Annotated in this window: 19 protein-coding genes and 1 tRNA gene; 16 read left to right on the forward strand and 4 right to left on the reverse strand. The window is 37.2% G+C overall.

The window, feature by feature from the left end; translation table 11 throughout:
* The 4 genes from mazG to P20652_RS10960 all read left to right on the forward strand — a co-directional run bounded on the left by mazG (position 1) and on the right by P20652_RS10960 (position 5,167).
* Entirely contained in the window at positions 1–798 is a 798-nt protein-coding gene (gene mazG, locus P20652_RS10975; protein ID WP_008168029.1) for a nucleoside triphosphate pyrophosphohydrolase, read from the forward strand.
* An 835-nt stretch (positions 799–1,633) separates the two neighbouring features.
* The gene (locus tag P20652_RS10970) at positions 1,634–3,268 is read left to right on the forward strand and encodes a CTP synthase (protein WP_033017359.1); all 1,635 of its coding nucleotides are present in this window, start codon (positions 1,634–1,636) and stop codon (positions 3,266–3,268) included.
* 274 nt (positions 3,269–3,542) lie between these two features.
* Positions 3,543–4,841 carry a phosphopyruvate hydratase gene (gene eno, locus P20652_RS10965; protein WP_008168032.1) on the forward strand — a complete coding sequence of 433 codons (1,299 nt, stop codon included), beginning with the start codon at positions 3,543–3,545 and terminating at the stop codon, positions 4,839–4,841.
* A gap of 71 nt (positions 4,842–4,912) precedes the next feature.
* A complete protein-coding gene (locus tag P20652_RS10960; RefSeq protein ID WP_008168034.1) occupies positions 4,913–5,167 on the forward strand; it encodes a hypothetical protein in 255 nt (84 codons plus the stop codon).
* Positions 5,168–5,646: 479 nt separating this feature from the next.
* Here P20652_RS10960 and mutH read toward each other — a convergent pair whose 3' ends face one another.
* On the reverse strand, positions 5,647–6,318 hold the full coding sequence (gene mutH / locus P20652_RS10950) for a DNA mismatch repair endonuclease MutH (RefSeq protein WP_008168037.1): 672 nt from the start codon (positions 6,316–6,318) through the stop codon (positions 5,647–5,649).
* A gap of 530 nt (positions 6,319–6,848) precedes the next feature.
* On the opposite strand from mutH, the gene rppH reads away from it, so the two are divergent.
* The 12 genes from rppH to P20652_RS17910 all read left to right on the forward strand — a co-directional run bounded on the left by rppH (position 6,849) and on the right by P20652_RS17910 (position 17,005).
* Entirely contained in the window at positions 6,849–7,367 is a 519-nt protein-coding gene (gene rppH / locus P20652_RS10945; protein WP_008168038.1) for an RNA pyrophosphohydrolase, read from the forward strand.
* Between the two features lie 30 nt (positions 7,368–7,397).
* A complete protein-coding gene (gene ptsP / locus P20652_RS10940) occupies positions 7,398–9,662 on the forward strand; it encodes a phosphoenolpyruvate--protein phosphotransferase (RefSeq protein ID WP_008168040.1) in 2,265 nt (754 codons plus the stop codon).
* A 90-nt stretch (positions 9,663–9,752) separates the two neighbouring features.
* Positions 9,753–10,562 (forward strand): sulfite exporter TauE/SafE family protein, encoded by an 810-nt coding sequence (locus tag P20652_RS10935; RefSeq protein WP_008168042.1) that lies wholly within the window; start codon positions 9,753–9,755, stop codon positions 10,560–10,562.
* Positions 10,563–10,575: 13 nt separating this feature from the next.
* Positions 10,576–11,379, forward strand: a complete 804-nt coding sequence (gene lgt / locus P20652_RS10930) for a prolipoprotein diacylglyceryl transferase (protein WP_008168044.1) — start codon at positions 10,576–10,578, stop codon at positions 11,377–11,379.
* Positions 11,380–11,387: 8 nt separating this feature from the next.
* Positions 11,388–12,239 carry a thymidylate synthase gene (locus P20652_RS10925; protein ID WP_008168046.1) on the forward strand — a complete coding sequence of 284 codons (852 nt, stop codon included), beginning with the start codon at positions 11,388–11,390 and terminating at the stop codon, positions 12,237–12,239.
* 23 nt (positions 12,240–12,262) lie between these two features.
* A complete protein-coding gene (galU, locus tag P20652_RS10920) occupies positions 12,263–13,141 on the forward strand; it encodes a UTP--glucose-1-phosphate uridylyltransferase GalU (RefSeq protein WP_008168048.1) in 879 nt (292 codons plus the stop codon).
* A 348-nt stretch (positions 13,142–13,489) separates the two neighbouring features.
* Positions 13,490–14,173: an SPOR domain-containing protein gene (locus tag P20652_RS10915; RefSeq protein ID WP_008168049.1), complete on the forward strand. Its 684-nt coding sequence runs from the start codon at positions 13,490–13,492 to the stop codon at positions 14,171–14,173.
* An 80-nt stretch (positions 14,174–14,253) separates the two neighbouring features.
* The gene (locus P20652_RS10910; RefSeq protein WP_008168051.1) at positions 14,254–14,823 is read left to right on the forward strand and encodes an SPOR domain-containing protein; all 570 of its coding nucleotides are present in this window, start codon (positions 14,254–14,256) and stop codon (positions 14,821–14,823) included.
* Positions 14,824–14,882: 59 nt separating this feature from the next.
* Complete coding sequence (locus P20652_RS10905; RefSeq protein WP_008168053.1) at positions 14,883–15,476, forward strand: FlgO family outer membrane protein; 594 nt, start codon at positions 14,883–14,885, stop codon at positions 15,474–15,476.
* 13 nt (positions 15,477–15,489) lie between these two features.
* The gene (locus P20652_RS10900) at positions 15,490–16,188 is read left to right on the forward strand and encodes a FlgO family outer membrane protein (RefSeq protein ID WP_008168055.1); all 699 of its coding nucleotides are present in this window, start codon (positions 15,490–15,492) and stop codon (positions 16,186–16,188) included.
* Positions 16,189–16,195: 7 nt separating this feature from the next.
* The gene (locus P20652_RS10895; RefSeq protein ID WP_008168056.1) at positions 16,196–16,861 is read left to right on the forward strand and encodes a FlgO family outer membrane protein; all 666 of its coding nucleotides are present in this window, start codon (positions 16,196–16,198) and stop codon (positions 16,859–16,861) included.
* Positions 16,862–16,930: 69 nt separating this feature from the next.
* A tRNA-Arg gene (locus P20652_RS17910) sits at positions 16,931–17,005 on the forward strand.
* 169 nt (positions 17,006–17,174) lie between these two features.
* On the opposite strand, the gene P20652_RS10890 is transcribed toward P20652_RS17910, so the two are convergent.
* The 3 genes from P20652_RS10890 to P20652_RS10880 all read right to left on the reverse strand — a co-directional run.
* Entirely contained in the window at positions 17,175–19,184 is a 2,010-nt protein-coding gene (locus P20652_RS10890) for a UvrD-helicase domain-containing protein (RefSeq protein ID WP_008168058.1), read from the reverse strand.
* A 1-nt stretch (position 19,185) separates the two neighbouring features.
* Positions 19,186–21,384: an AAA family ATPase gene (locus tag P20652_RS10885; RefSeq protein WP_008168060.1), complete on the reverse strand. Its 2,199-nt coding sequence runs from the start codon at positions 21,382–21,384 to the stop codon at positions 19,186–19,188.
* A gap of 337 nt (positions 21,385–21,721) precedes the next feature.
* Positions 21,722–23,224, reverse strand: a 1,503-nt coding sequence (locus tag P20652_RS10880) for a replication endonuclease (protein WP_050548201.1), incomplete at its 5' end; no start/stop codon positions are given.

Raw genomic sequence — 23,224 nt, forward strand, 5'->3', positions numbered from 1 at the left:
ATGACTGATAATACCCCCCTGACACAACTGCTTAGTATAATGAAAATATTACGAGATCCTAAGGGCGGTTGCCCGTGGGACCTAAAGCAAGATTTTAAATCTATCGTGCCACATACACTAGAAGAAGCATATGAAGTAGCCGATTGCATTGAATCTGGCAACTTAGGTGAGCTTAAAAATGAATTAGGTGATTTATTATTTCAAATCGTGTTTTATGCGCAAATAGCCCAAGAACAAAACTTATTTGATTTTAATGATGTGATCAATCAGCTGAACGAAAAGCTAACACGCCGTCATCCCCATGTGTTTGGTGACAAAAAAGAGTTAACAGACGAGCAACTGTCAGCGCAGTGGCAGTCAATTAAAGCACAAGAGCGAAGTGAAAAAGCAGATAAAAGTACACCGTCACTTTGGCAAGATATCCCTGTAAATATACCAAGTTTAAGCAAAGCTAAAAAAATTCAGCAACGTGTTGCCTCACTTGGTTTTGATTGGCCTACTTATCATGGGGCACTTGAAAAAGTCAGCGAAGAAGTCAATGAAGTAAAAGAAGCGCTGGAGCATGACCCATATTCAGATCATACCGCAGAAGAACTTGGTGACCTGCTTTTTGCTACAGTCAATGTGGCACGCCATGTAAAACGGGATCCGGAACAACTTATGCGCAGTGCTAATGACAAATTTTCAGCTCGGTTTGAAAAAGTTCAAGCGTATTTAAATGCCCAAGGTAAATGCCTTGATACAGCCACCCTTGAGGAAATGGACAGTGCATGGGATGCGATTAAAAAAGCGAGGTGATTTAGGGCGTGTTGAACTTTATGGACTGAAACGTGTTCAATATAGGGGGATTAAATCGCAGCGTGAGATGTGTAGCCTAGTAGGCTCGGTAACTGCTCCTACGTTACTCTTTTGGATTATATCCGTGTAAAAACAAGTAAAAACCGAGCAAAGCTTCTGCGTCCTGCTCACGACACTTACCTACATCTATTTTGGCAATAAAGAGTTAATCGTCCCAGGAAGGAACTCAAAGGGCAGCGCATGTTTGACATTTATGCTGCGTTTTAGTCTCTTTATAGGGAATAACCACACACCATAGGCTCGCCTTGCCTTACCTAAAAACCAAATAGTCTGCTGCAAACCGAACCACCAAAGATCAACACGCCCTAGTCAATTTACGTACCGTGATCGCCTATTTGTTAAGAGTAACGTATTAAATAACCTGAGCTCTGGATAATAAATCTATCTCGAGCAGCTATTTTCAGCGCTAACTCCGTTGAATTTACTTGCAATAGGCCCGCTATTGAGGCGTAAATTCGCCTTGTTTTCACTGAAAATCTCTGGTTAGAGAAAATAAATTTAAATATCGCCATGATTCAATACGTTAGTAAATCTCTTAACCAGAGTTCAGGTTAAATAGGCTTTATTTTTATAAAAACTCAATTCACTGTTGTAAAGTCAACCTCTAAGATAAACATGTACTTAAATAGTGTGTGTTTTTTGTGCGTGTATTTACACATTTTAGCTGGATTGATTAGCAGCGTTTTGGTACAATTTCGCCCCGTCTTGATGATATACCCTTAGGCTCTTCTTTGGGTGTTATATTCCTTTTAATTCCTGATATTCTAGGGTTCGCATGAGTACAAAATTTATCTTCGTTACTGGCGGAGTTGTTTCTTCGTTGGGTAAAGGTATTGCCGCAGCTTCACTGGCCGCTATTTTAGAAGCCCGTGGCTTAAATGTTACCATTTTAAAGCTGGATCCTTACATCAACGTTGACCCAGGCACAATGAGCCCAATTCAGCACGGTGAAGTATACGTTACAGAAGACGGCGCAGAGACTGACCTTGATTTGGGTCACTACGAGCGTTTTATCCGTACTAAAATGACTAGTCGTAATAACTTCACACAAGGCCGTGTATATGAAGACGTATTACGTCGTGAGCGCCGTGGTGAATACCTAGGTGCGACTATTCAGGTTATTCCACATATTACTAACGACATAAAGCAACGTGTATACGACGGTGCTGAAGGTTATGATATCGCTATTGTAGAAATTGGCGGCACAGTAGGTGATATAGAATCACAACCGTTTATTGAAGCAATTCGCCAGATGGGAACTGAAATAGGCCGCGAACGCGCACTATTTATTCACTTAACACTAGTGCCATTTTTAGGCCCAGCGGGTGAAGTGAAAACAAAACCAACTCAGCACTCTGTTAAAGAGTTACGCTCAGTAGGTATTCAACCAGATATTCTTATTTGTCGTTCAGACCGTAAATTACCAAATAATGAGCGTGCAAAAATCTCATTATTTACAAACGTAGAAGAAAAAGCGGTTATTTCACTACCAGATGTAGACAGTATTTATAAAATTCCAGCGTTATTAAAGTCGCAAGAATTAGATAATTTTGTATGTCGTCGTTTTCACTTAGACCTACCTGAAGCTGATTTAGCTGAGTGGGAACAAGTGCTTTATCAAGAGTCTAATCCTACAGGCGAAGTGACTATTGGTATGGTAGGTAAGTATATTGAACTACCAGATGCTTACAAATCAGTTAACGAAGCATTAAAGCATGCAGGTCTTAAAAACCGTTTAACCATTAATATTCAATATGTAGATTCACAAGACCTTGAAAGCAAAGGTGTTGAGTTGTTATCTAATTTAGACGCTATTTTAGTACCTGGCGGTTTTGGTGGTCGTGGTGTTGAAGGTAAAATATTAGCGGCTAAATACGCGCGTGAAAACAAGGTGCCTTATTTAGGTATCTGTTTAGGTATGCAAGTAGCACTTATTGAATATGCACGAAATGTTGCCGGTCTTACTGATGCTAACTCAACAGAGTTTAATGCAAAGTCTGCTGCACCCGTTGTTGGTTTAATTACTGAATGGCTTGATGCTGAAGGTAATGTTGAAACACGCAGCGAAAAATCTGATTTAGGTGGCACAATGCGCTTAGGCGCACAAAAATGTCATTTAACACCAGGCTCTAAAGTGCATGAAATGTACGGTAGTGATGAAATTGTAGAACGTCATCGTCATCGCTACGAGGTGAACAATAACTTTGTAGAGCAACTAGAAAAAGCGGGTTTAAGCTTTACTGGTTTGTCAGAAGATAAAAAACTGGTAGAAATTATTGAAAATAAAGATCACCCTTGGTTTATTGCCGCTCAATTCCACCCGGAATTTACGTCAACGCCACGTGATGGTCATCCGCTATTTGAAGGGTTTGTAGCAGCCGCTCATATCCACCAAAAAGCGTCATCGTAATTTAAAAAGGCCGTGCTTATTGCACGGTTTTTTTGTTTTAAGGGCTGACTAATACCAACTTTATTAAAAATATGAACATTGTATCGCATTAAATAACTCACTCACTGCGTTAAAATTACTGATATATAACAACTATATGTCATAATTTCGGCCTTGTTATTGAGCTTTTTTTTAGCGCTATAATAGCTCACTAATTTAATGCAATTGGTATAAACTATATAAAACATAGTAAGGTTAGTCGAACTCACCATTTTGGGAATATAGAGGAAACAAGATGTCAAAAATCGTAAAAGTAATCGGTCGCGAAATTATGGACTCGCGTGGTAACCCAACTGTTGAAGCTGATGTACATTTAGCTGACGGTTCATGGGGCCGTGCTGCAGCACCTTCAGGTGCATCTACAGGTACTCGCGAAGCATTAGAGTTACGTGATGGTGACAAAACACGTTATTTAGGCAAAGGCGTATTAAAAGCTGTTGGTTTTATAAATAACGAAATAGCAGACGCTTTAGCTGGTCAAAACGCGTTAGAGCAAAGCGTTGTTGATCAAGTCATGCTAGATTTAGATGGTACCGAGAACAAAGAAAAATTAGGTGCCAATGCAATCTTAGCTGTATCACTAGCTACTGCAAAAGCAGCAGCTCAGTCTAAAAAAGTAGAACTATACGAGCACATTGCTGATTTAAACGGCACACCGGGGGTTTACTCTATGCCACTTCCAATGATGAACATTATCAATGGTGGTGAACACGCAGATAACTCTGTAGATATTCAAGAGTTTATGATCCAACCTGTTGGCGCTGCTAACTTCCGCGAAGGCCTACGTATGGGCGCAGAGGTTTTCCACAGCCTTGCAAAAGTACTTAAAGCAGATGGCCACTCAACAGCTGTTGGCGATGAAGGTGGCTTTGCGCCTAACCTTGCATCTAACGAAGCGGCTCTTGCTGCAATTAAAGTCGCTGTTGCAAACGCAGGTTACGAGCTAGGTAAAGATATTACTTTAGCGATGGATTGTGCTGCGTCTGAGTTTTACGACAAAGAAGCAAACATTTACGATCTTAAAGGTGAAGGCAAAAAATTCACTTCTGAAGAATTTAACTTCTTCTTACAAGATCTTACTACTCGCTACCCAATCGTTTCTATCGAAGATGGCCTTGATGAGTCTGATTGGGATGGCTTTGCACATCAAACTAAACTAATGGGTGATAAAATCCAATTAGTAGGTGATGATTTATTTGTAACAAACACTAAGATTTTAAAACGTGGTATCGACAACGGTATTGCTAACTCAATCTTAATTAAGTTTAACCAAATCGGTTCACTAACTGAAACGTTAGCGGCTATTAAAATGGCTAAAGACGCTGGTTTTACCGTTGTTATCTCTCATCGTTCTGGTGAAACTGAAGATTCAACAATTGCTGATTTAGCAGTGGGTACTGCTGCGGGTCAAATTAAAACAGGTTCATTGAGCCGTTCTGACCGTGTTGCAAAGTACAACCAATTGCTTCGTATTGAAGAGCAATTAGGTGATAAAGCACCGTACAATGGTCTTAAAGAAGTTAAAGGTCAGTAATTCTTAGAAATATTAAGACTACATAAGAGCCAAGATTTTCATCTTGGCTTTTTTATATCAAGGAAGAAATCATGGATAAAAGAAAACTTATGATGTACGCAGTAACAGGTGTATTCACTTTGATGATCATTATCACCATAGTTCTTGGGCTTTGTGTCAGTGACTCTTGGATGGAGTTTGCAAGTATATTTGGCGATATACTTACACCAATCGTTGCGGTTATATCTGCTTTTCTTTTCTATGAAAGTTTACAGCAAAACCGAACCCAACACCTGAATGAAATAAGTTTATTAAAACGAGAGGGCAATCGTTCGTCACTTTTATAACTTATAAAAGGTTTAAATGAAGTATTAGCTCAACAAGTTCTAGTCGATGCTCATATGGCAACTTACTACGCAGATACAGCTAGAAAAGAAAAAATCCAGTTTCAAATTGATGATCGAATTAGAGAGGCTCTACTTAAATCATATGTTCTATATGATGAAGATAACGTACATCATCATTATTTTTTATTTTTGTATAGCTATATTTTTAAAGACTTATTCTATTTAATACTTAGCATAATAAATTTATTAAATAGTAATAGTATTGATGAAAATGAAAGAAGCGAGTTGCTAGTTCTATTCAGGGGATTAATTGATGGTGTTGTGTTGAAAGCACTTTTGGAATATTGCGTTAATAGAAACAGGCATACCCCGACAACAGAGCGAGACTCTTCGTACGTAGTAAAAGAAATACTTAAAGGTTTAAATAGATTGAGCTGTATTTCAGCCGCTTCTTGTTTACAGCATTACTGTAAAAGTCATCACAACTGAAACTGCTGCTTTAAAATATCACCTGTAAAACTGGTTTTTAAGTAAAAGCCACGGGGCAGGGTTTTTATTATTTGCCCATTAGGGCCAATGGCATCAGTGACTATTTTGCTATGGGCCGCTTTTGGGCGTATTTGCATTGCATCGCCTAAATGGCCTGATATTTCATCAATCCTACCAAGCGCAATAAGCTCCATTTGTTCTTCCCAGTCGCGCTGTAATAAAGCGTCCTGCTCAGGTGTGGGTTGCCATAAAAAGCCACTGCCAATTGTTCTATTAAACGGTGCTATATCACGCTCGCTTAAAATAGGTAGCCATAAAACGTGGTTAAGCTTTTTACGTACTGCGCTTGTATGCCATGTCATGCCTGTTACGTTCATTAGTGGCGTAACCGATACAAAAGTGGTTTCAAGGGGTTTTCCTTTATAGGAAATAGGCAACGTTTTAAGTTCAATACCCAAATCTTCAAAGTCGGGTAGGGGCTTCGACCCTGCTGTTGCACCTAAAACGTACTCAATTAATTGCCCCGTCCAGCCTTTTTCTCTTAATAAATCATCTGGGGTTTTAAAGTTATATTGATCAGCAAGCTGCCCAAGAGTAAGCCCTGCAATACTGTTTACACGTTGAGTAAGATCATTAATTGAAAGTGGTTTAGTTGGGCGCATAATATTAATTTTAGTTGAATAAATACCATACCCATGATAGCAAAACAGCTAAGCCGTGGATATCTTTAGGGTTGTGCGTTTTTTGTTCGGGGGTTGTTTGGGTTAATTTTGACCATATTTAAAATTATAGATAAATCTTTAAGTTATTGACTCAGTTGGTTTTTTTAAAGTTGTAGATTCAGTTTCGATTAAGCAATTTAAAAGTTGTAAGGATAAATACAACTATATGAACATGTTTATCCACAGATTCTGTGGAGAACACGACTTTTTCGATCTTATATTGTGGATTTGTTTGCAAAATGAACGTGTTTTTTAAAAGTTATGCACAAACTGTGAGTAACTAGAGTGAAACAATAACTGCAATAGCTTATACGCATTATTTTAAAACTTTTTACTCACATCCGCGTATTTTTCTCTCTGAGCTAAAGCATAAATTTCACTTACCCAATGGCTTGCCTATAATAGTGTTTGCCGTATTGCGGCTAATGTGGAACAATCATTAAAAATCGACTTACAAATGAGGCACTAAGGTGATTGATGCCGAAGGTTTTCGTGCCAATGTCGGAATTGTAATTTGCAATAATCAGGGGCAAGTTTTTTGGGCCAGACGCTACGGTCAGCACTCTTGGCAATTTCCCCAAGGTGGTGTTGATGAAGGTGAAACGCCAGAACAAACCATGTACCGTGAATTACACGAAGAGGTAGGGCTGCGACCAGAAGATGTAGAAATAGTCGCAAGTTCAAAACATTGGTTACGCTATAAATTACCCAAACGATTAATCCGTCGCGACTCTAGTCCGGTGTGTATTGGGCAAAAACAAAAATGGTTTTTACTAAAACTACGTTGTGAAGACGAAGACGTAAACTTACTTAAAACTCATCATCCAGAATTTGATGATTGGCGTTGGGTGAGTTATTGGTATCCTGTAAGACAGGTAGTATCGTTTAAACGGGATGTTTATCGACGTGTAATGAAAGAGTTTGCACCTTTTGCCATGCCTTTTAACAAGAGAGAACAACATAAAGATCATTGGCGAAGTAAAAGGTAGTTAACTAAGTACAAAATAAAGGAGCAGGACATGCTGGCTACATTGAGATCCATTGCTGAGTCTGTATCGCGTCAAGCGAATTTAGACAGCGCACTAGTGTGCTTTGTGCAAATGGTAAAAGACGCCATGCAAACCCAGTGCTGCTCCATTTATTTTGCAGATTACAGCCAAGATAATTTTGTACTTATGGCAACCGAAGGGTTAAATCCTGATGCGGTAGGTAAGTTTAGAATTGGTTTTACCGAAGGGTTAGTTGGCCTAGTTGCGCAGCGTGAAGAACCGATTAATATTGCATTCGCTAAATCGCATCCGCGTTTTAAGCTCTCCCCAGAAGTAAACGAAGAAGGCTATAACGCTTTTTTATCTGTGCCTGTTGTCCATCAAAAAAAAGTACTGGGCGTTATTGTTGTTCAACAAAAAATGGCTCGTGTTTTTAGCCAAGATGAAGAATCATTTTTAATTACTCTGTCTGCTCAACTTGCATCACAGTTAGCGCATGCCGAAATAAAAGAAGTATTACGCCAAGATGAATCATCTCATCAAACATCGGTTTTAAAAGGCGTATCAAGTGCGCCAGGGATAGGTATAGGGCAGGCATTTGTACTTTTACCAAAACTTGATTTTAAATCTATAGAACTTTTAAAAGACAGCAATATAGTAGAACAACGCCGTTTGTTTACACAAGCTGTTGCTGCAACGCGTAAAGAGTTTAATACTCTTTCGATGACGTTAAGTGACTCTATTCCTCTAGAAGCACTAGCGGTATTTGATGTTTATCAACAATTGCTTGACGCTAAAAGTTTAGGCCATAATGTAGAAATACAATTACAAGAAGGCTGGTGTGCTAAAAGTGCCTTAAAAATTGTAATTGAGCGTTTAATATCTCAATTTAACGCGATGCAGGATCCTTATATAAAAGAGCGCGCTGTTGATGTTAAAGATATTGGTCTACGTGTGCTTCATCATCTTGTAAACACCGAGCATGCCGTTAAAAATTACCCACCAAATACTATTTTGATTGCTAATACGTTAACGCCAGCTATGCTTGCTGAGGTGCCAAAAGGGCGCTTAACAGGGGTTGTCAGCGTAAATGGTTCTGCAAATAGCCATGCCTCTATATTGACTCGCGCAATGGGTATTCCTGCTATTTGGGGTATAGAAGACTTACCTTTATTACAGTTTGATAGCAAACCGATGATTTTAGATGCATTTGCGGGGCGTTTATATATCTCGCCTTCACAAATGCTGATAGATGAGTACACCGAGTTACAGCATCAAGATAACCTGCTTAATAACCGCTTTTTGGCAGAGCAAGACTATGAGTCAATTACGCTTGACGGTGAACATGTTAGTTTATTATTAAACGCAGGCCTTGAGCTAAATACAGATCAAAGCAGCGCACATATTTGTGATGGTGTAGGGCTTTATCGAACCGAAGCGTGGTTTATGCAAAAAGGTCAGTTTCCTTCTCAATTAGAGCAGGAAAATTGGTATCGAGAAGTACTTACTAGCTACTATCCTAACCCTGTAGTTATGCGTACTTTAGATATAGGTGGCGATAAGGTTCTTGATTACTTTAACATTACCGAAGAAAACCCTTTTTTAGGGTGGCGGGGTATTCGTATTAGTCTTGATCATCCTGAATTATTTTTAGATCAGTTAAAAGCCATGCTTAAAGCAAACATGGGCTTGGGTAATTTAAAAATTATGCTGCCAATGATCAGCGGTACTGAAGAGGTCGATGAATCACTCGCTCTTATTGAACAAGCTTATTTTGAGCTAAGTGAAAAATACCCAGAGCAACAAATAGAAAGACCCGACATAGGCATAATGCTTGAGGTACCATCAAGCGTATTTATGCTGCCAGAATGGTCTAAAAAAGTCGACTTTTGCTCAGTAGGCAGTAACGATTTAACACAATATTTATTAGCAGTAGATAGAGCTAATGCACGCGTTGCTGAGCTCTTTAACCCTTACCACCCTGGCGTGCTTAGAGTACTTAATAAAATAGCGCGTGAATGTGAGCAGTATGAACTACCCTTTAGTTTATGTGGTGAGCTTGGCGGAGACCCCGAAGGAGCAATATTGCTAATCGCAATGGGTTACAGGCGACTAAGTATGAATTTATCATCCCTTAATAAAGTAAAGTGGGTGCTTAGACGTTTAAGTGTAAGCGATATGGAACAATTACTTACTGACTGTTTAGCGCAATCTACAGCCAAACAGGTACTACGTTTAACGCGTAATTTTATGTTAGAGCATGATTTAGGTGATTTGTTTTATACACCCAAATAATATCGTGTATTTAATTAATTCCAATACGCAGATGCTATTCGTTTTATAATCCTTTAATATATAAGCCTTCAAAAGGTATTTGAGATCTTTATGTATGACTTAGGTTTGTTAGTCGCAAGCTGCGCACTACTAGGCTGTATTGTCGGTTTTTTAGCTGGATTGTTAGGCATTGGCGGAGGATTAATTATTGTCCCCGTGCTCAGTGCTATGCTTATCTCATTTGACGTTACATCAACAGATCATGTTTTAGTTATCGCTATTGCAACGTCGCTTGCCTCTATATTATTTACTTCAACGTCTTCAGCGTTGGCTCATCATAAAAATGATAATGTGCCTTGGGCAATCGCCCCTTGGGTTATGTCGGGAGTGGCTTTAGGTGCACTTATTAGTGGTTTTGCGGCAAGTTTTATTCCTGAGCAAATATTACGTACCGTATTTGCTGTAAGTGTTGTATTTATTGCAGCCAGAATGGTGCTCTCTACTCGCAATAAACCCGTGTCGGCAAAACCCTTGCCATCGGGTCCTATCCTATGTGGGATTTCTGCAATAATGGGCGGGTTATCGGGTTTAATCGGTATTGGCGGCGGGGCGCTCATTGTTCCTATGCTTAATTACTTTTCGGTTGATATAAAAAAAGCAATTGGTTGCGCGGCCGCCTGCGGCATTGTAATTGCACTCTTTGGCTCTATTGGCTATATCAGTGCAGGTTGGCGTGTTACCGATTTAGAGCGTGGTTTTGCGGGGTTTGTATATCTTCCTGCGTTATTTGGAATTGTAATTACATCATGGTTTGTTGCGCCTTATGGGGCTAAAGCAACACACTATTTACCTGTAAATATAATTAAGAAGTTTTTCGCGGTACTGCTTGTAGTAATCGCAATTAAAATGATTTTTAGCTAAAGGTTTATTTTTTATGGCACTTGAGTTTCCTCAAATAGATCCAATAATTTTTTCTGTTGGACCGCTAAGCGTACGTTGGTACGGCTTAATGTATTTAATAGGTTTTGCATTTGCTATGTGGTTTGCTAACCGTCAAGCATCAAAGCCAAACTCTGGTTGGACAAAAGATCAAGTAAGCGATTTACTCTTTTACGGTATGCTCGGCGTAATATTGGGTGGACGTATTGGCTATGTATTGTTTTATCAGTTTAGTTATTTTTTAGAAAATCCACTGTATTTATTTAGAATAGACCAGGGCGGTATGTCGTTTCATGGTGGCACGCTGGGTGTAATTACAGCCGTCGCTATTTTTTCGTGGACACGCAAAAAGTCACTACTACAAGTTGGCGACTTTGTAGCGCCACTGGTGCCCGTGGGATTATTAGCAGGGCGCATAGGTAACTTTATAAATGGCGAGTTATGGGGGCGCGTATCAGACGTACCTTGGGCCATGGTATTTCCAACCGGTGGGCCGCTTGCTCGCCATCCGTCGCAGTTATACGAAGCCTTTTTTGAAGGGCTCGTTTTATTTTTAATTATGCTATGGTTTATTAAAAAGCCACGACCTGCTGGCAGTGTTGGCGGCTTATTTTTATTAGGTTACGGCGTGTTTAGGTTTGGTATTGAATACTTCCGCCAGCCAGATGCGCAATTGGGCTTATTTGCCGACTTTATCTCTATGGGGCAAATACTGTCACTCCCTATGATTATAGGTGGTCTAGGTTTATTAATTTGGGCATATAAAAAACCGCAGCAAGAAACAGCAGCAAAGGCATAATAAAAAGCATGAAACAATATTTAAAGTTATGTCAGCGAATTGTTGACGAAGGGCAGTGGGTTGAAAACAAACGTACAGGTACGCGTTGTTTAACCGTTATAAACGCCGATTTAGAATATGATGTAGCAAGCAATCAGTTTCCGATGATCACTACGCGTAAAAGTTACTACAAAGCCGCTATTGCGGAGTTACTCGGCTATTTACGTGGCTACGATAGCGCAGAGCAATTTCGTGAAATTGGGTGTAAAACATGGGATGCAAACGCAAACGATAATAACGCATGGCTCAATAATCCTAACCGTAAAGGTGAGGATGACATGGGGCGTGTTTATGGTGTGCAAGGGCGAGGCTGGCAACGTCCGGATGGCTCAACACTTGATCAGCTTGCAAAAGTTATTAATAACTTAAAAAATGGCATTGACGACCGTGGTGAAATAATTACATTTTATAATCCAGGTGAGTTTGAGCTTGGTTGTTTGCGACCATGTATGCATACGCACACTTTTTCGTTACTTGGTGATACCTTATATTTAACGTCGTATCAGCGCAGTTGTGATGTGCCGCTTGGTTTAAATTTCAATCAAATCCAGTGTTTTGTATTATTGGCGCTAGTAGCTCAAATTACCGGCCATAAAGCGGGTAAGGCATATCATAAAATTGCCAACGCTCACATATACGAAAATCAACTTGAGTTAATGCGAGATGTACAATTAAAACGCGAACCATTTGCATCACCTCAGTTAAAAATTAATCCAAAAATTAAATCATTAGAAGACATAGAGACGTGGGTAACACGAGACGACTTTGAGGTAACAGGCTATCAATGCTACGAAGCGATTCAATACCCATTTTCAGTATAATAAAAAATTAAGGAAAACATAAAATGAAAGCAGTGATCCCAGTAGCCGGCCTTGGTACTCGTATGTTACCAGCCACTAAAGCAATTCCTAAAGAAATGCTTCCAGTGGTAGACCGTCCTTTAATTCAATATGTAGTAAACGAAGCCGTTGCTGCAGGTATTAAAGAAATAGTGTTAGTAACCCATTCAAGTAAAAACTCAATTGAAAACCACTTCGATACGAGCTTTGAGCTTGAAGCAACTTTAGAAAAGCGTGTTAAGCGGCAAATACTTGCCGAAGTGCAAGCTATCTGCCCTAAAGACGTAACTATTATCCACGTACGCCAAGGTGAAGCAAAGGGCTTAGGCCATGCTATTAGCTGTGCAGCGCCTATTATTGGTAACGAACCATTTGTGGTTATTTTGCCAGATGTGATTATTGATGACGTAGAAAGTGATCTTAAAAAAGATAACTTAGCAGAGATGATTACCCGCTTTAAAGAAACTAAGCACAGCCAAATTATGGTAGAACCTGTACCAATGGAGCAGGTAAATCAGTTTGGTGTGGTTGACTTAGGTGATGTTGAATTAAAGCAAGGTGAAAGCTCGCCGATTTTTAATATGGTAGAAAAACCATCAGTTGATGAAGCTCCATCAAATTTAGCTGTAGTGGGTCGTTACGTTTTAAGTGAAAAGATTTGGCCATTACTTGCAAAAACACCGCAAGGTGCAGGCGATGAAATACAATTAACTGACGCAATAGCTATGTTAATGGAACAAGAAAAAGTTGATGCATACGCTATAAAAGGTCGTAGCCACGATTGTGGAAGTAAAATTGGTTACTTAAAAGCGACCATTGAATTTGCATTACGCCGAGATGAGTTTGCAGGCGAGTTAAAAACGTTTATTAAAACACTTATTTAACTGCTTGTTTTACGGATAACAGAAAGGCGCCCATTTGGGCGCCTTTTTTAATTGTTACTTATTATATTTAAAATAGTGTCAGAGTTGCTCTAAAAATAAAATTTTATGGGTACATTAAAGACATAATGTAATTTTTGTTGTAAATTTGTATTAATTGGCATTGAATTTGTATTAAACAATGCCCTCAAGGAAGAGGTTAAGTATGTAACGTTGTGTTTATGAAACACAAATATGCATGCGAGGAGCCACGTTTTTATGGCTCATAACTTAAATAGAGTTAAACGCTTTCTTGTGGAAATGTTTAACTGAAACGTAGTGTTAAAGATCTACTTTCAGGACGACGAATACATGTTTATATATAAAAATAATAACATTGGGCTTTTACTCAGCTTACTAATACTTTTATTTAGTACGGCATGCAGTGTCACACCTGAAATAAAAACAACAAGCGCACCACAAAGTAATACTCCTGATTACGTTTCCGTTACAGCCTTGGAGCTTGCTCAGCTAAAAGATGCCGCAATGCAATGGCAACAAGCTCGTGCCGGTATTGAGCGTATTTTAAAGTTAGAAAAAGAGATAACTTATCTCGTAAATCATATTGATATTATAAATAGCAAAGCTATTGCACAATCTAACCAAGGCAATAGCAGCAAGTTTGTACTTACACCACAAAACACACGCAATGTTAAATCGCGCCAACGGGAAGTTAAGCAAAACTATAGTAATAAAAAACAAACTGTAAAATTAAATACACCTAAGCATGTATTTTCGCTGCAGGTTGCCTCGGTTGACTCTGAACAAGCCGTTGGTAAAGCGTGGCAAGAACTAAATACTAAAGCTGCACCCTTGTTTAGAGACAAAATATTGACCAATGTAGAAACTGTAAAAATAAATGAAAAAATGTTCTACAGGTTAAAACTTGGCTCTTATCAAAACTTTAAAAATGCAAAGGCAGACTGCGAAGTATTTAAACTTTATAAACTCGATTGTATAGTAAGTAATTATACAGACAAACCGGTTAAGCTGTAGTTAAAATGGAAACTTGCTAATATTTTATTTATCCATAGAATACGCAACTAATAACAAAGGAGTAACTTCAGGAAAAAGACATGGCGATAAAAAAGGAGTTTATAAGCGCGTTATTTTTAACTGTGACTGCGCTGTATATAACAGGATGCAGTACTTCAACTAATAAAGCAGAGCCAGCGCCATTAGCGCCTAATACAGTGAGTATTTCAACCGCTGATTTACAAGCCCTCAAAAAAACTGCAGATGAGTGGAAAAGCGCAGAGTCAGAAGTTAACCACCTACTCCAATTAGAGAACCAACTAGCCCAGTTAAAATCACGGTTAAAAACGCTTAACGAAAGTACAAATCAGGCAAAGGTCGAAAGTATCTTAAAAAGCGACCAGGCATTTTTTGCTATACAAGTAGCTGCATTTAAAAATAAAAGTAAATTACAAACAACACTTGCTAAATTAAAGCTCAAAGCGCCCGAATTCTTTTATGCCACTTTAATTGTGAATATTGAGCCTAAGGTGATAAATAACAGTACCATTTATAGGTTAAAACTAGGCGCATATAAAAACAAAGCAGAGGCAGAAAATCACTGCTACGCATTAAAAAAACAACAAATAAACTGCTTTATAAGTTATTACACCGAGCAACAACCTCAGTAAGAACCTTTTAGGCATAATAATTGCTTTATCCTATATATATTTGAAAGAGGATGGCAACTATGCGCCTTTTACTACCTTTATTATTAGTTAACTTAGCCGCTTGTAGTTTAATACCTCAGCCAGCGCCAAGTGTCAGTACCAATGCCCCTAAAGCAGCAATGGCGCCCTATACAGTAAACGACTATATAAATAATTTAACCTTACAGCTTAGCCATCTTAAAGAGCCGCTAAGTAGTCATGCACGAATAGGTGTAAGCAGTTTTTATTTTGCAGATTCGCTCGATTCAAAACTTATGACAGAGCAAGCCTCTGGTTTAAGCCAGCAAATTCAAGAAAGCCTGTTAACTCAAATGACGCAGCTTGGCTATAATACGATTGAATACCGACTAGCTAATAACTTAAATTTATCAACCAATGCAGATAGTATACTTAGTCGTGATTTAACTCAGTTACGTCAACGTCAGAATATTGACTTAATAGTGACAGGGACCGTTACACGACAACAACATGCCTATATCGTCAATGCGCGATTAGTAAATATAAATAACAAACATGTGTTATCTGCTGGCAGTACAGAGATCCCTATTAACGTAATGTGGGGTGATGAAAAAATTCAGCAGCGCGACGGTTACTTATACCGCAGCGAATACTAACCAGGAGCACAAAATGAGAAATTTACTTATTACTATATGTTTGCCATTAGGCTTCGGTTGTTCGCAAATATCAGGTGTAACAAACTCAGCAGCAGAACCAACTGCAAATCCAAGTAATCAAAATTCACAGTTGGTAAGTAATCAACGCGATATTGCAACGCCAGCAGTTAATAACAACTTGTTTCAATCTGGTTTAGTACAGCAAAATAACTACACTAAATCTACACCGCCAATGCGTAAAAATATAAATCACTATGTGCGTGGAATAATGCAAGATATGGTCGAAAATTTACAATACGTAAATGAAAAAACACCACTCGCTGTTTCAAGCTTTATTTTTTTAGATGATGACTACACTGATAGTAGCTTATTAGGCAACCAAATTGCAGAAAGCTTTATGCATGAGCTGCATAGCTTTGGGGTGCCTGTTATTGATTTTAAAACAACCGATTATATGCGTGTATCACCCAAGGGTGACTTTGTATTTAGTCGTGATTATTTAGAGTTGAACCAAGATCAAACCTTTAATTATGTATTAGCGGGCACACTTGTAAGCCACCAGGGTGGAGTATTAGTTAATGCACGAATTGTCGGTTTAAAAAGTAAAGCGGTAGTAGGTACAGCACAAGGGTTTATTCCACAGTCGGTTGTAGATGGACTTAATGGTAACTCCCGTACAGACGGCATTATGTTAAAACAAGCGGATGAGTGAGGTAAGTATGCGGTTTATATTAAACGCTATTATTGGCGCATTCACTGCACTAGGCTTAGCGGGTTGCTCTATAATGCAGGACGAACACAGCCAAAACATTGATACGCGAACTGATTATATCCTCCATGGTGGACATGAGCAACAAAGACCAAGTCAAGATATGCAGATACAAGATGAGTACGACGCCACAGCGCCGTTTAAACCTTTAAAACATCACAAAACACTTGTGAATTATGTAGAGCAAATGGCCCTTGATTTAGTCGACACACTAGAGTTTGACGTAGATACCCACACTCATATTAATATTGCGGTTACCACTTTAGTTGACCTTGATGCTTCATTAAATAAAAGTAATCAGCTAGGTAATCAAATTTCTGAAACGTTAATTCATCAGTTACAAAAGTTTGGTTACAGCGTTGTCGATTTTAAAACAACACAAACGATAGATGTAACTAGCCGTGGTGACTTTACTTTTTCGCGCGACATTGCAAAACTGAGTGAAGACCAAATGGCAAGCCATGTACTCGCTGGCACTTTAATTTATCGACATAATGGGGTTGTTGTTAACACTCGCGTTATAAACGTGCAAACAAAGCAGATTGCAGCCAGTAGTCGAAAATTAATACCGTTATACGTACTAAATAAAGAAGATATATACTTATCAAGTAATTAACTTCATTTGCACTTGATATGAAAAACCAGATGCCGTTATAATTCAACCCGTTAAGCACACTACTTTAGTGGCCTCTTAGTTAAATGGATATAACGGCCCCCTCCTAAGGGGCAGTTGCAAGTTCGATTCTTGCAGGGGCTACCAATTAAATCAAAGAGTTAGCTTTATTGTTCTTCCTTTTTTTATTTCTGTGTAGCACATGTGTAGCAAGGTAACTGATTTTATTTAACGCCGCTTAGTGTCTTTTATTAATAGTGGAAAGTTTATCTCAATTAAAAATACTCTTATTAGTTGCTACTATTTAACACTTTAACTATAAGACAAATCTCTTTGCTTCCCCAAACAATAACGAAGCTTCTTCTCGAAACGAGTCAATAGGATCAATATATAATATCCTCATGTTATCAATGGCTCTTGAGCAAGCTACATATAGCAAATTTCGGCGTTCTTGAAAGTCTATGTTCTGAGGATCTTTAAAAAAGTTAGGAAAATATGATCTGTCTCTACTAAATGAATTCTCCATAATAATGACTACGTTGCTATACTCTAACCCTTTAGTACTATGGTAAGTGTTAAATCTAACAGGTTCGCTGCTAGATTCAGTAATGAATTCGTACCATTTAGTGAATTCGTTAAGAGAAGTACTTATTGCTATATTAATTTGGTTAATACGGTTTTCTTCTTTAATTGAGTCGCTTTTTGGTAGGTCATTATTTAGCAACTGTTTAAACCCCTCAAGTGAATATCCAAAATCATCAGATGGAAAAAAGTCTTTCAATTTGCATTTGAAAAGATAAGAACCAGAGTCATAAAGTTGGAATAGCGCAACTAAATAATCTTCGAAAGTATTAATTTTCTCGTCTATTAATATGTTCAACTCGTTTAGATAGTTATGAGCATCAAACATCGATACAGGATTTTTTTCTTTTGGGAGTATATCTTCAAGTGTCTTCTGAGGTTTTGCTATCAATTCTCTAAATTCAATGAGTGCTAGAATTGTACGAATTGAAGTATCTAGCTTAGTTAAATCTCTACTTAATACTTTTTGTGCTTGTTCATTAAAAAAGAAAAAAGCTTTAAAGCAATTGAAAAGATTCTTAAAACCACTTAACTCAGCAAGCATTTCATTTTTAAGCACTAAGCAGTGGACGACGTCCTCATTTAAACTTGAAAGTTCACTTTCTATGAATCTTTTTACTAGAATAGAGGAATCGTTTGGTCTTTCGCTTATTAATTTATGAAAAGAAAAAGAACCGCCGTCATTATTTTCATAAATACTCTCTTGAGATATCTCATCATTACGAAGCTTGTTGGATATATTTATGATTTCATTTCGCGATCTACGGTTATACTTTTTTTCTATTTTTAATAAATTGGGGTGATATTCATTTAGGGAATTTGAAATACCCTCCGAATAAATGCTTTGCATTACATCCCCGTAATATCCAAGTAAAAATTTATGAGATAATTCTGTATCTTTAATTAATTCATACATAAATTGAATAACATGTTTATGAGTATCTTGATATTCATCAATTAATACATATGGGTATGAATCAACAATTATTCGGCGAAGTGTTGGATACTTTTTGCATAATTCAAGTCCATATTCTAATAGAGTATTATGGCTAATCAACATGTAGTGAAGTCTATCACTGTTAAAATTAGGGTTATATCTAACTTCTTTATTTTCACCTGATTTGATTCTATTAAGGCATTTTTGAATTTTATCGGTATCATGTAAATATTTTACGGCTTTCTTAAATTTGCCTAAGTTACGGTTTAGCGTATAACCAAAATCTTCAAGGATGCTTCCAAAATCAGTAGTATGATTAGTAGAGTTATAGAAAGTGTTTTTTGCTTCATCTAAAAGAAAGTAACCATTAAATCTTTCTTTATCACCACTGTTTAGCCACTCTTCATCTGGGCTATTTTCAAAAGACTCCTTTAATGTAACTAACTTTTTATTTATTTTTATCTCATGTTCAATGAGTAATGCATCTTGCTGTAAATGAATTAGCTCCCAAACTCGCTCGTGAATAGTTGATACTTTTACTATGTCACTGTTTCCAAATTTTGATTTGATATTATCCGCAGCTGCGTTAGTAAAGGTGATGCATAAAACATGTTTATTTTGGTTTGATAGCTTCTCCCCATAATGTTTGACTATATATTTTAAGCTTTCAATTAATGCGTAAGTTTTTCCTGAGCCAGCTCCAGCATTGAAAACAAAGCTTTTGTTATTATCTATAGCATTGTTAAGCAACTCTTGTACTTTCATTTCCTCAATTAATTTTTCAGGGTTTTCTTTAATTTTCAACATCCTAAACTCCTTTATTTTGGAGAGATTTATCATTATTCAATTTTTTAGTTAGCCAATCTAAACCATCTTCAATATATTTAGGTAGTTGTGGAGCATTAATATTTGATGTAATTATTTCGTAGAGGAGTGTATTTGCAAAATCACTTTTACTTGAAGCTAGCTTGCATTGCCACTCAAAAGACTTTTCCTTGGATTGGTTAGTGTTTTCTAGACCTGAGGCTCCAACAATTCTTTTATATATTCTTGGTTTTAACTCTTTTAGTGTTTTATTAAGAGTTTTATGTTCATAGTTTGTGAGAATATAGGCTTCTTCAAAGCTTGAAGCAACAAAGCCATTGATTGCATCCTTTTGGAAAACGATCATAAAATTGTCAATGCAGTAATAAGGTGAGTCACTTGGAAGTATTATACTTTTTGATTCATCTTCATCTGATGGCTCTTCATCGGGTAACTTTTCAATACAAACATATTTCTGCAAAACTGCATTAGTTGTTTCGCGGTTATCTAGTTTATCAATTTGTTTGAAATTTTCTTTATCGGCCTTACTTCTTTTGATATCGAGATCAGTGATTACTAAGCATGGGATTTTCAATAAATCTATAAGTGGTTTATATATGTGAGCAAAAGCACCATTAATATTAAATATTGAAATCCCATATTTTTGTAAATTTTTAGATTCACTAAGGTAATGCTGAATTAAATGCTCTTCAGTAACTCCTTCGACTAAAACTATCGCATCAGAAAAGAAAAGTTCTGATACTTTATATTTAATGTGCTTCTTTAAAAACTTTAATTCATCTTTTGCAGTGGCTTCTTCAGTGCTTTCCGGTGCTATTTTATCAGTGATTTTTTTATCATTTAATGTAACTACATTACTGAAATTATCTTCATCTGTGGTTATATAGTTTATGTTGTTGAATGTGTTACTGCTATGGATTTTACTGTTTACGATATGTGATGAGTGAGTTGTTATTATTAATTGGCTATTAATATTTTTACTGTTGTGATTTCCTAATAATAAATTAAGAGCATCGTCAATGTTTTTTATGAATAATTCCTGCATTTGAGGATGCATAAAGTTTTCTGGTTCTTCTATACATATAATATTTACTTTATCGTGAGCTTCGCTTTCTTCATACTGTTCTACATAATCAATTATTTGGCCAAGTATTTTCATAAGGTTTGAATAACCAAGCCCGAATTGATTTTCGGGTATATAGTTATTGTTTTCTTCAAACTCATATCTAATAAGCTTATTAAATAAAGATTTAAAATCTAAACTGGATCTTAAATGAACTAGCATATTTTGTTGGTCTGTTATCTGGCTAACGACATTATTAACAATATCATTGTGAGATTCCCCTATGTGTCTATCCATGAAATCGTTAATATTTAATATTTCATTTTCTAGTCGAACACGACTATCACCTTCTTCATCCTTTAATCTATACTGAACTATTTTATTGAAAACAGATGATAGTGATGTCTCACCATCATCCAAATTAGCTTTTATAGTTGTAAGTTCGAATAGATTGTTTATGTTAAATAAAGAGTTTTTTATTAATCTTCCTTTGATATCGTAGATCTGCCTAGAAAAATTAGTATTATCTATTATTCTTAGAAACTCACTAAATTTAACTTCATGCTCTCTTTTTGCTGCGCTACAAAAGGTCTTGTATACCCTTTCCTTATACTGCTCAGACTCAGCGATAATAAACTTAACCTCTAGAGTTATAAGCTTATTAATCGTATTGTCTTCGATCGAAATAAGGTTGCTTAAGTTTTGAGTCGATGTAGATTTAGGATCTGTATCTAAACCAACTTTCAACCTAAATTTCATGTTTGGCAGCTCTACTTTATTGAATTCGTCTTTTCGGAAATCGAGAAAATTGTCTTTATTCAGACCAAAAAGTACTTTCTTGTATTTGTCGAATAATCCATTTAGATAACTCAGATTAAAAGAAGCGCCTAATATATTGTCATTATCGATAACCTGCTTTAAGGCTTTGGTTACCGTTGTTTTTCCTGCGTTATTTTTACCAATAATTAGGGTTGTGGCACAAGCAACAAAGCTTTGAGAGGTAGATTCATCAGGTTTGCTTTCAGTGGCTTTTTTATAATCTGATTGGACAAATTCGATTATATTGTTCTTAGTGCCAAATTTTCTAAAATTAGTAATTTGTAGAGACTGTAAATACATATAACATCCTTATTGACTGTAATTATTTTTATTTTGTTAAATAAAATTAACACTTTTTAGGTGTCGTGTGTAGCTAAATTGGTACTTATTTATCAGAAGTTAATAATGTAAAGTACAGTTATTTACAGAACTCCAAGTAAGATCTTTTTTGCCATTCTGGCAAACAGTGAACTAAAGGTTATTATTGGCTTTCTGATGAAATACGATGTGAGCTAAAGCTCTGTAGATAGCTTTAGCTATTTGAAATATTATATTTAACTGCAATTTTATTTATTGGTGATAGCTTTAGCTCTTTTAATATAATAAGGAGCTTTAGCTAATACGTTTTAGCTTTAGGTTATGCCTTTTCTACCTTCCATGAGTAATGTCTAGTGATGATGGCTTTACCCGCGAACCACAAGCCTTTTACTTTGAGTATGAATTCACCATCGTAATAGCTTTGTAAGCACTCCCCAGTTTCCTCAACGATGTTTAAATCGTAATGTAATTTGATAGGTCTATCTTTTTGTTTTGTGTGTAAACCGCCCATAGCAAGTATGTAGCCTTTCCAATCACTGTTATCAGCAGCAAAGCGAGCTTGTTCTAGTAGGCTATCTTTTTTATCATTAAATATTGAGCTTAAACGTCTTAATTCACGCCATACAGACACGCTAGCACCGCCAATTTGTTGAAACTGGCGAATACACCAACACGATGCCCACGCATCAATACGTTGCGCTACAAGCAGCGAATCGTTACCAAATTTATCTTCGCCTACACCTTCACCATCAATGTTTTTCGCTATGTATTTTAAGATATAACCAGTTGCAGAGCCTTTGTTTGGGTCGATTTGTTTAAAGTCACAACGGTTTTCCGCTGCGCCTTTTTCGTCACCATCAACTTCTAACGCGTAATGGCGAATAATTGCTTTTAATGCGTCTAGTTTTTCGCTCTCAATAAAAAACAGCATATGCCAATGCGGTGTGCCGTCATGTTGTGGTTCTGCTACACGAAAACCATAAGGCGCAATATTTTGACGTTTAAACTCTGCACGGGCTTTTTGCCATTGGTGGTTTAAATAGCTATTGGCTTCATCAGGCATAAAACCTTCCCACTTAGGGTTTGCAGCTCCCGACTTTGAAAAGGCACGATGGTACTTAGAAGGGCACGTAACCGTAATAAAAAGTGCTTCATGGCCTAGCTCTTTCGCTAGGTCTTCAAAGCCTCTTGCACGACATAGTAATTCATCCTTTCGTATCTTAGGGTTTGATACATTTAGGTCGGATATTTCTTTTAACGAGTAGCGTTGCCCTTGCTCGTTAAGTATGTAAGTTGAGCTAAGTAACTCATCATTTCGTTGGCGCTGAGTAATGCGATTTTGAGTTGTTATATTACTTGCATAGATTTCTCTTTTTCTGTTCACGAAATTTAAATGCAGGGCTGCTTTTTCGTTTGCTTGAGTAATGAGTTTACGAAACTTTCGTAGCCACCAACGGTTATCGATATAGCGTTTTATACAGCCTGATATTTTGATGTTGTTTTTAGGTTCTATAGGCGAAACACCAAACTTAATTGCGTAGTTTGATAAAAAATCAAAAAGGGCTTTTTGCTTTGCAACAGCGAATTCGCTATTAATTTCGGTATTAGTAGAGCGAAACATAGCGGGATTTTCACTATTGGTTTCGCTGTCAGTAATTTTACTACTACGAAACTCATGCGAAACGGTTCGCTTTAGTTCGCTATCATTTCGCTGTTTGTTTTTAGCTTGATAATAAAGAAAGTTAACTTTTTCGGGGTTAATGGCAATCTGGCGGCAATAGTTTGCACACTCTTTCGCTATGTTGTTAATGTCATCATCAAA

It is taken from the genome of Pseudoalteromonas sp. BSi20652 (assembly GCF_000239855.1).
Classification (GTDB): domain Bacteria; phylum Pseudomonadota; class Gammaproteobacteria; order Enterobacterales; family Alteromonadaceae; genus Pseudoalteromonas.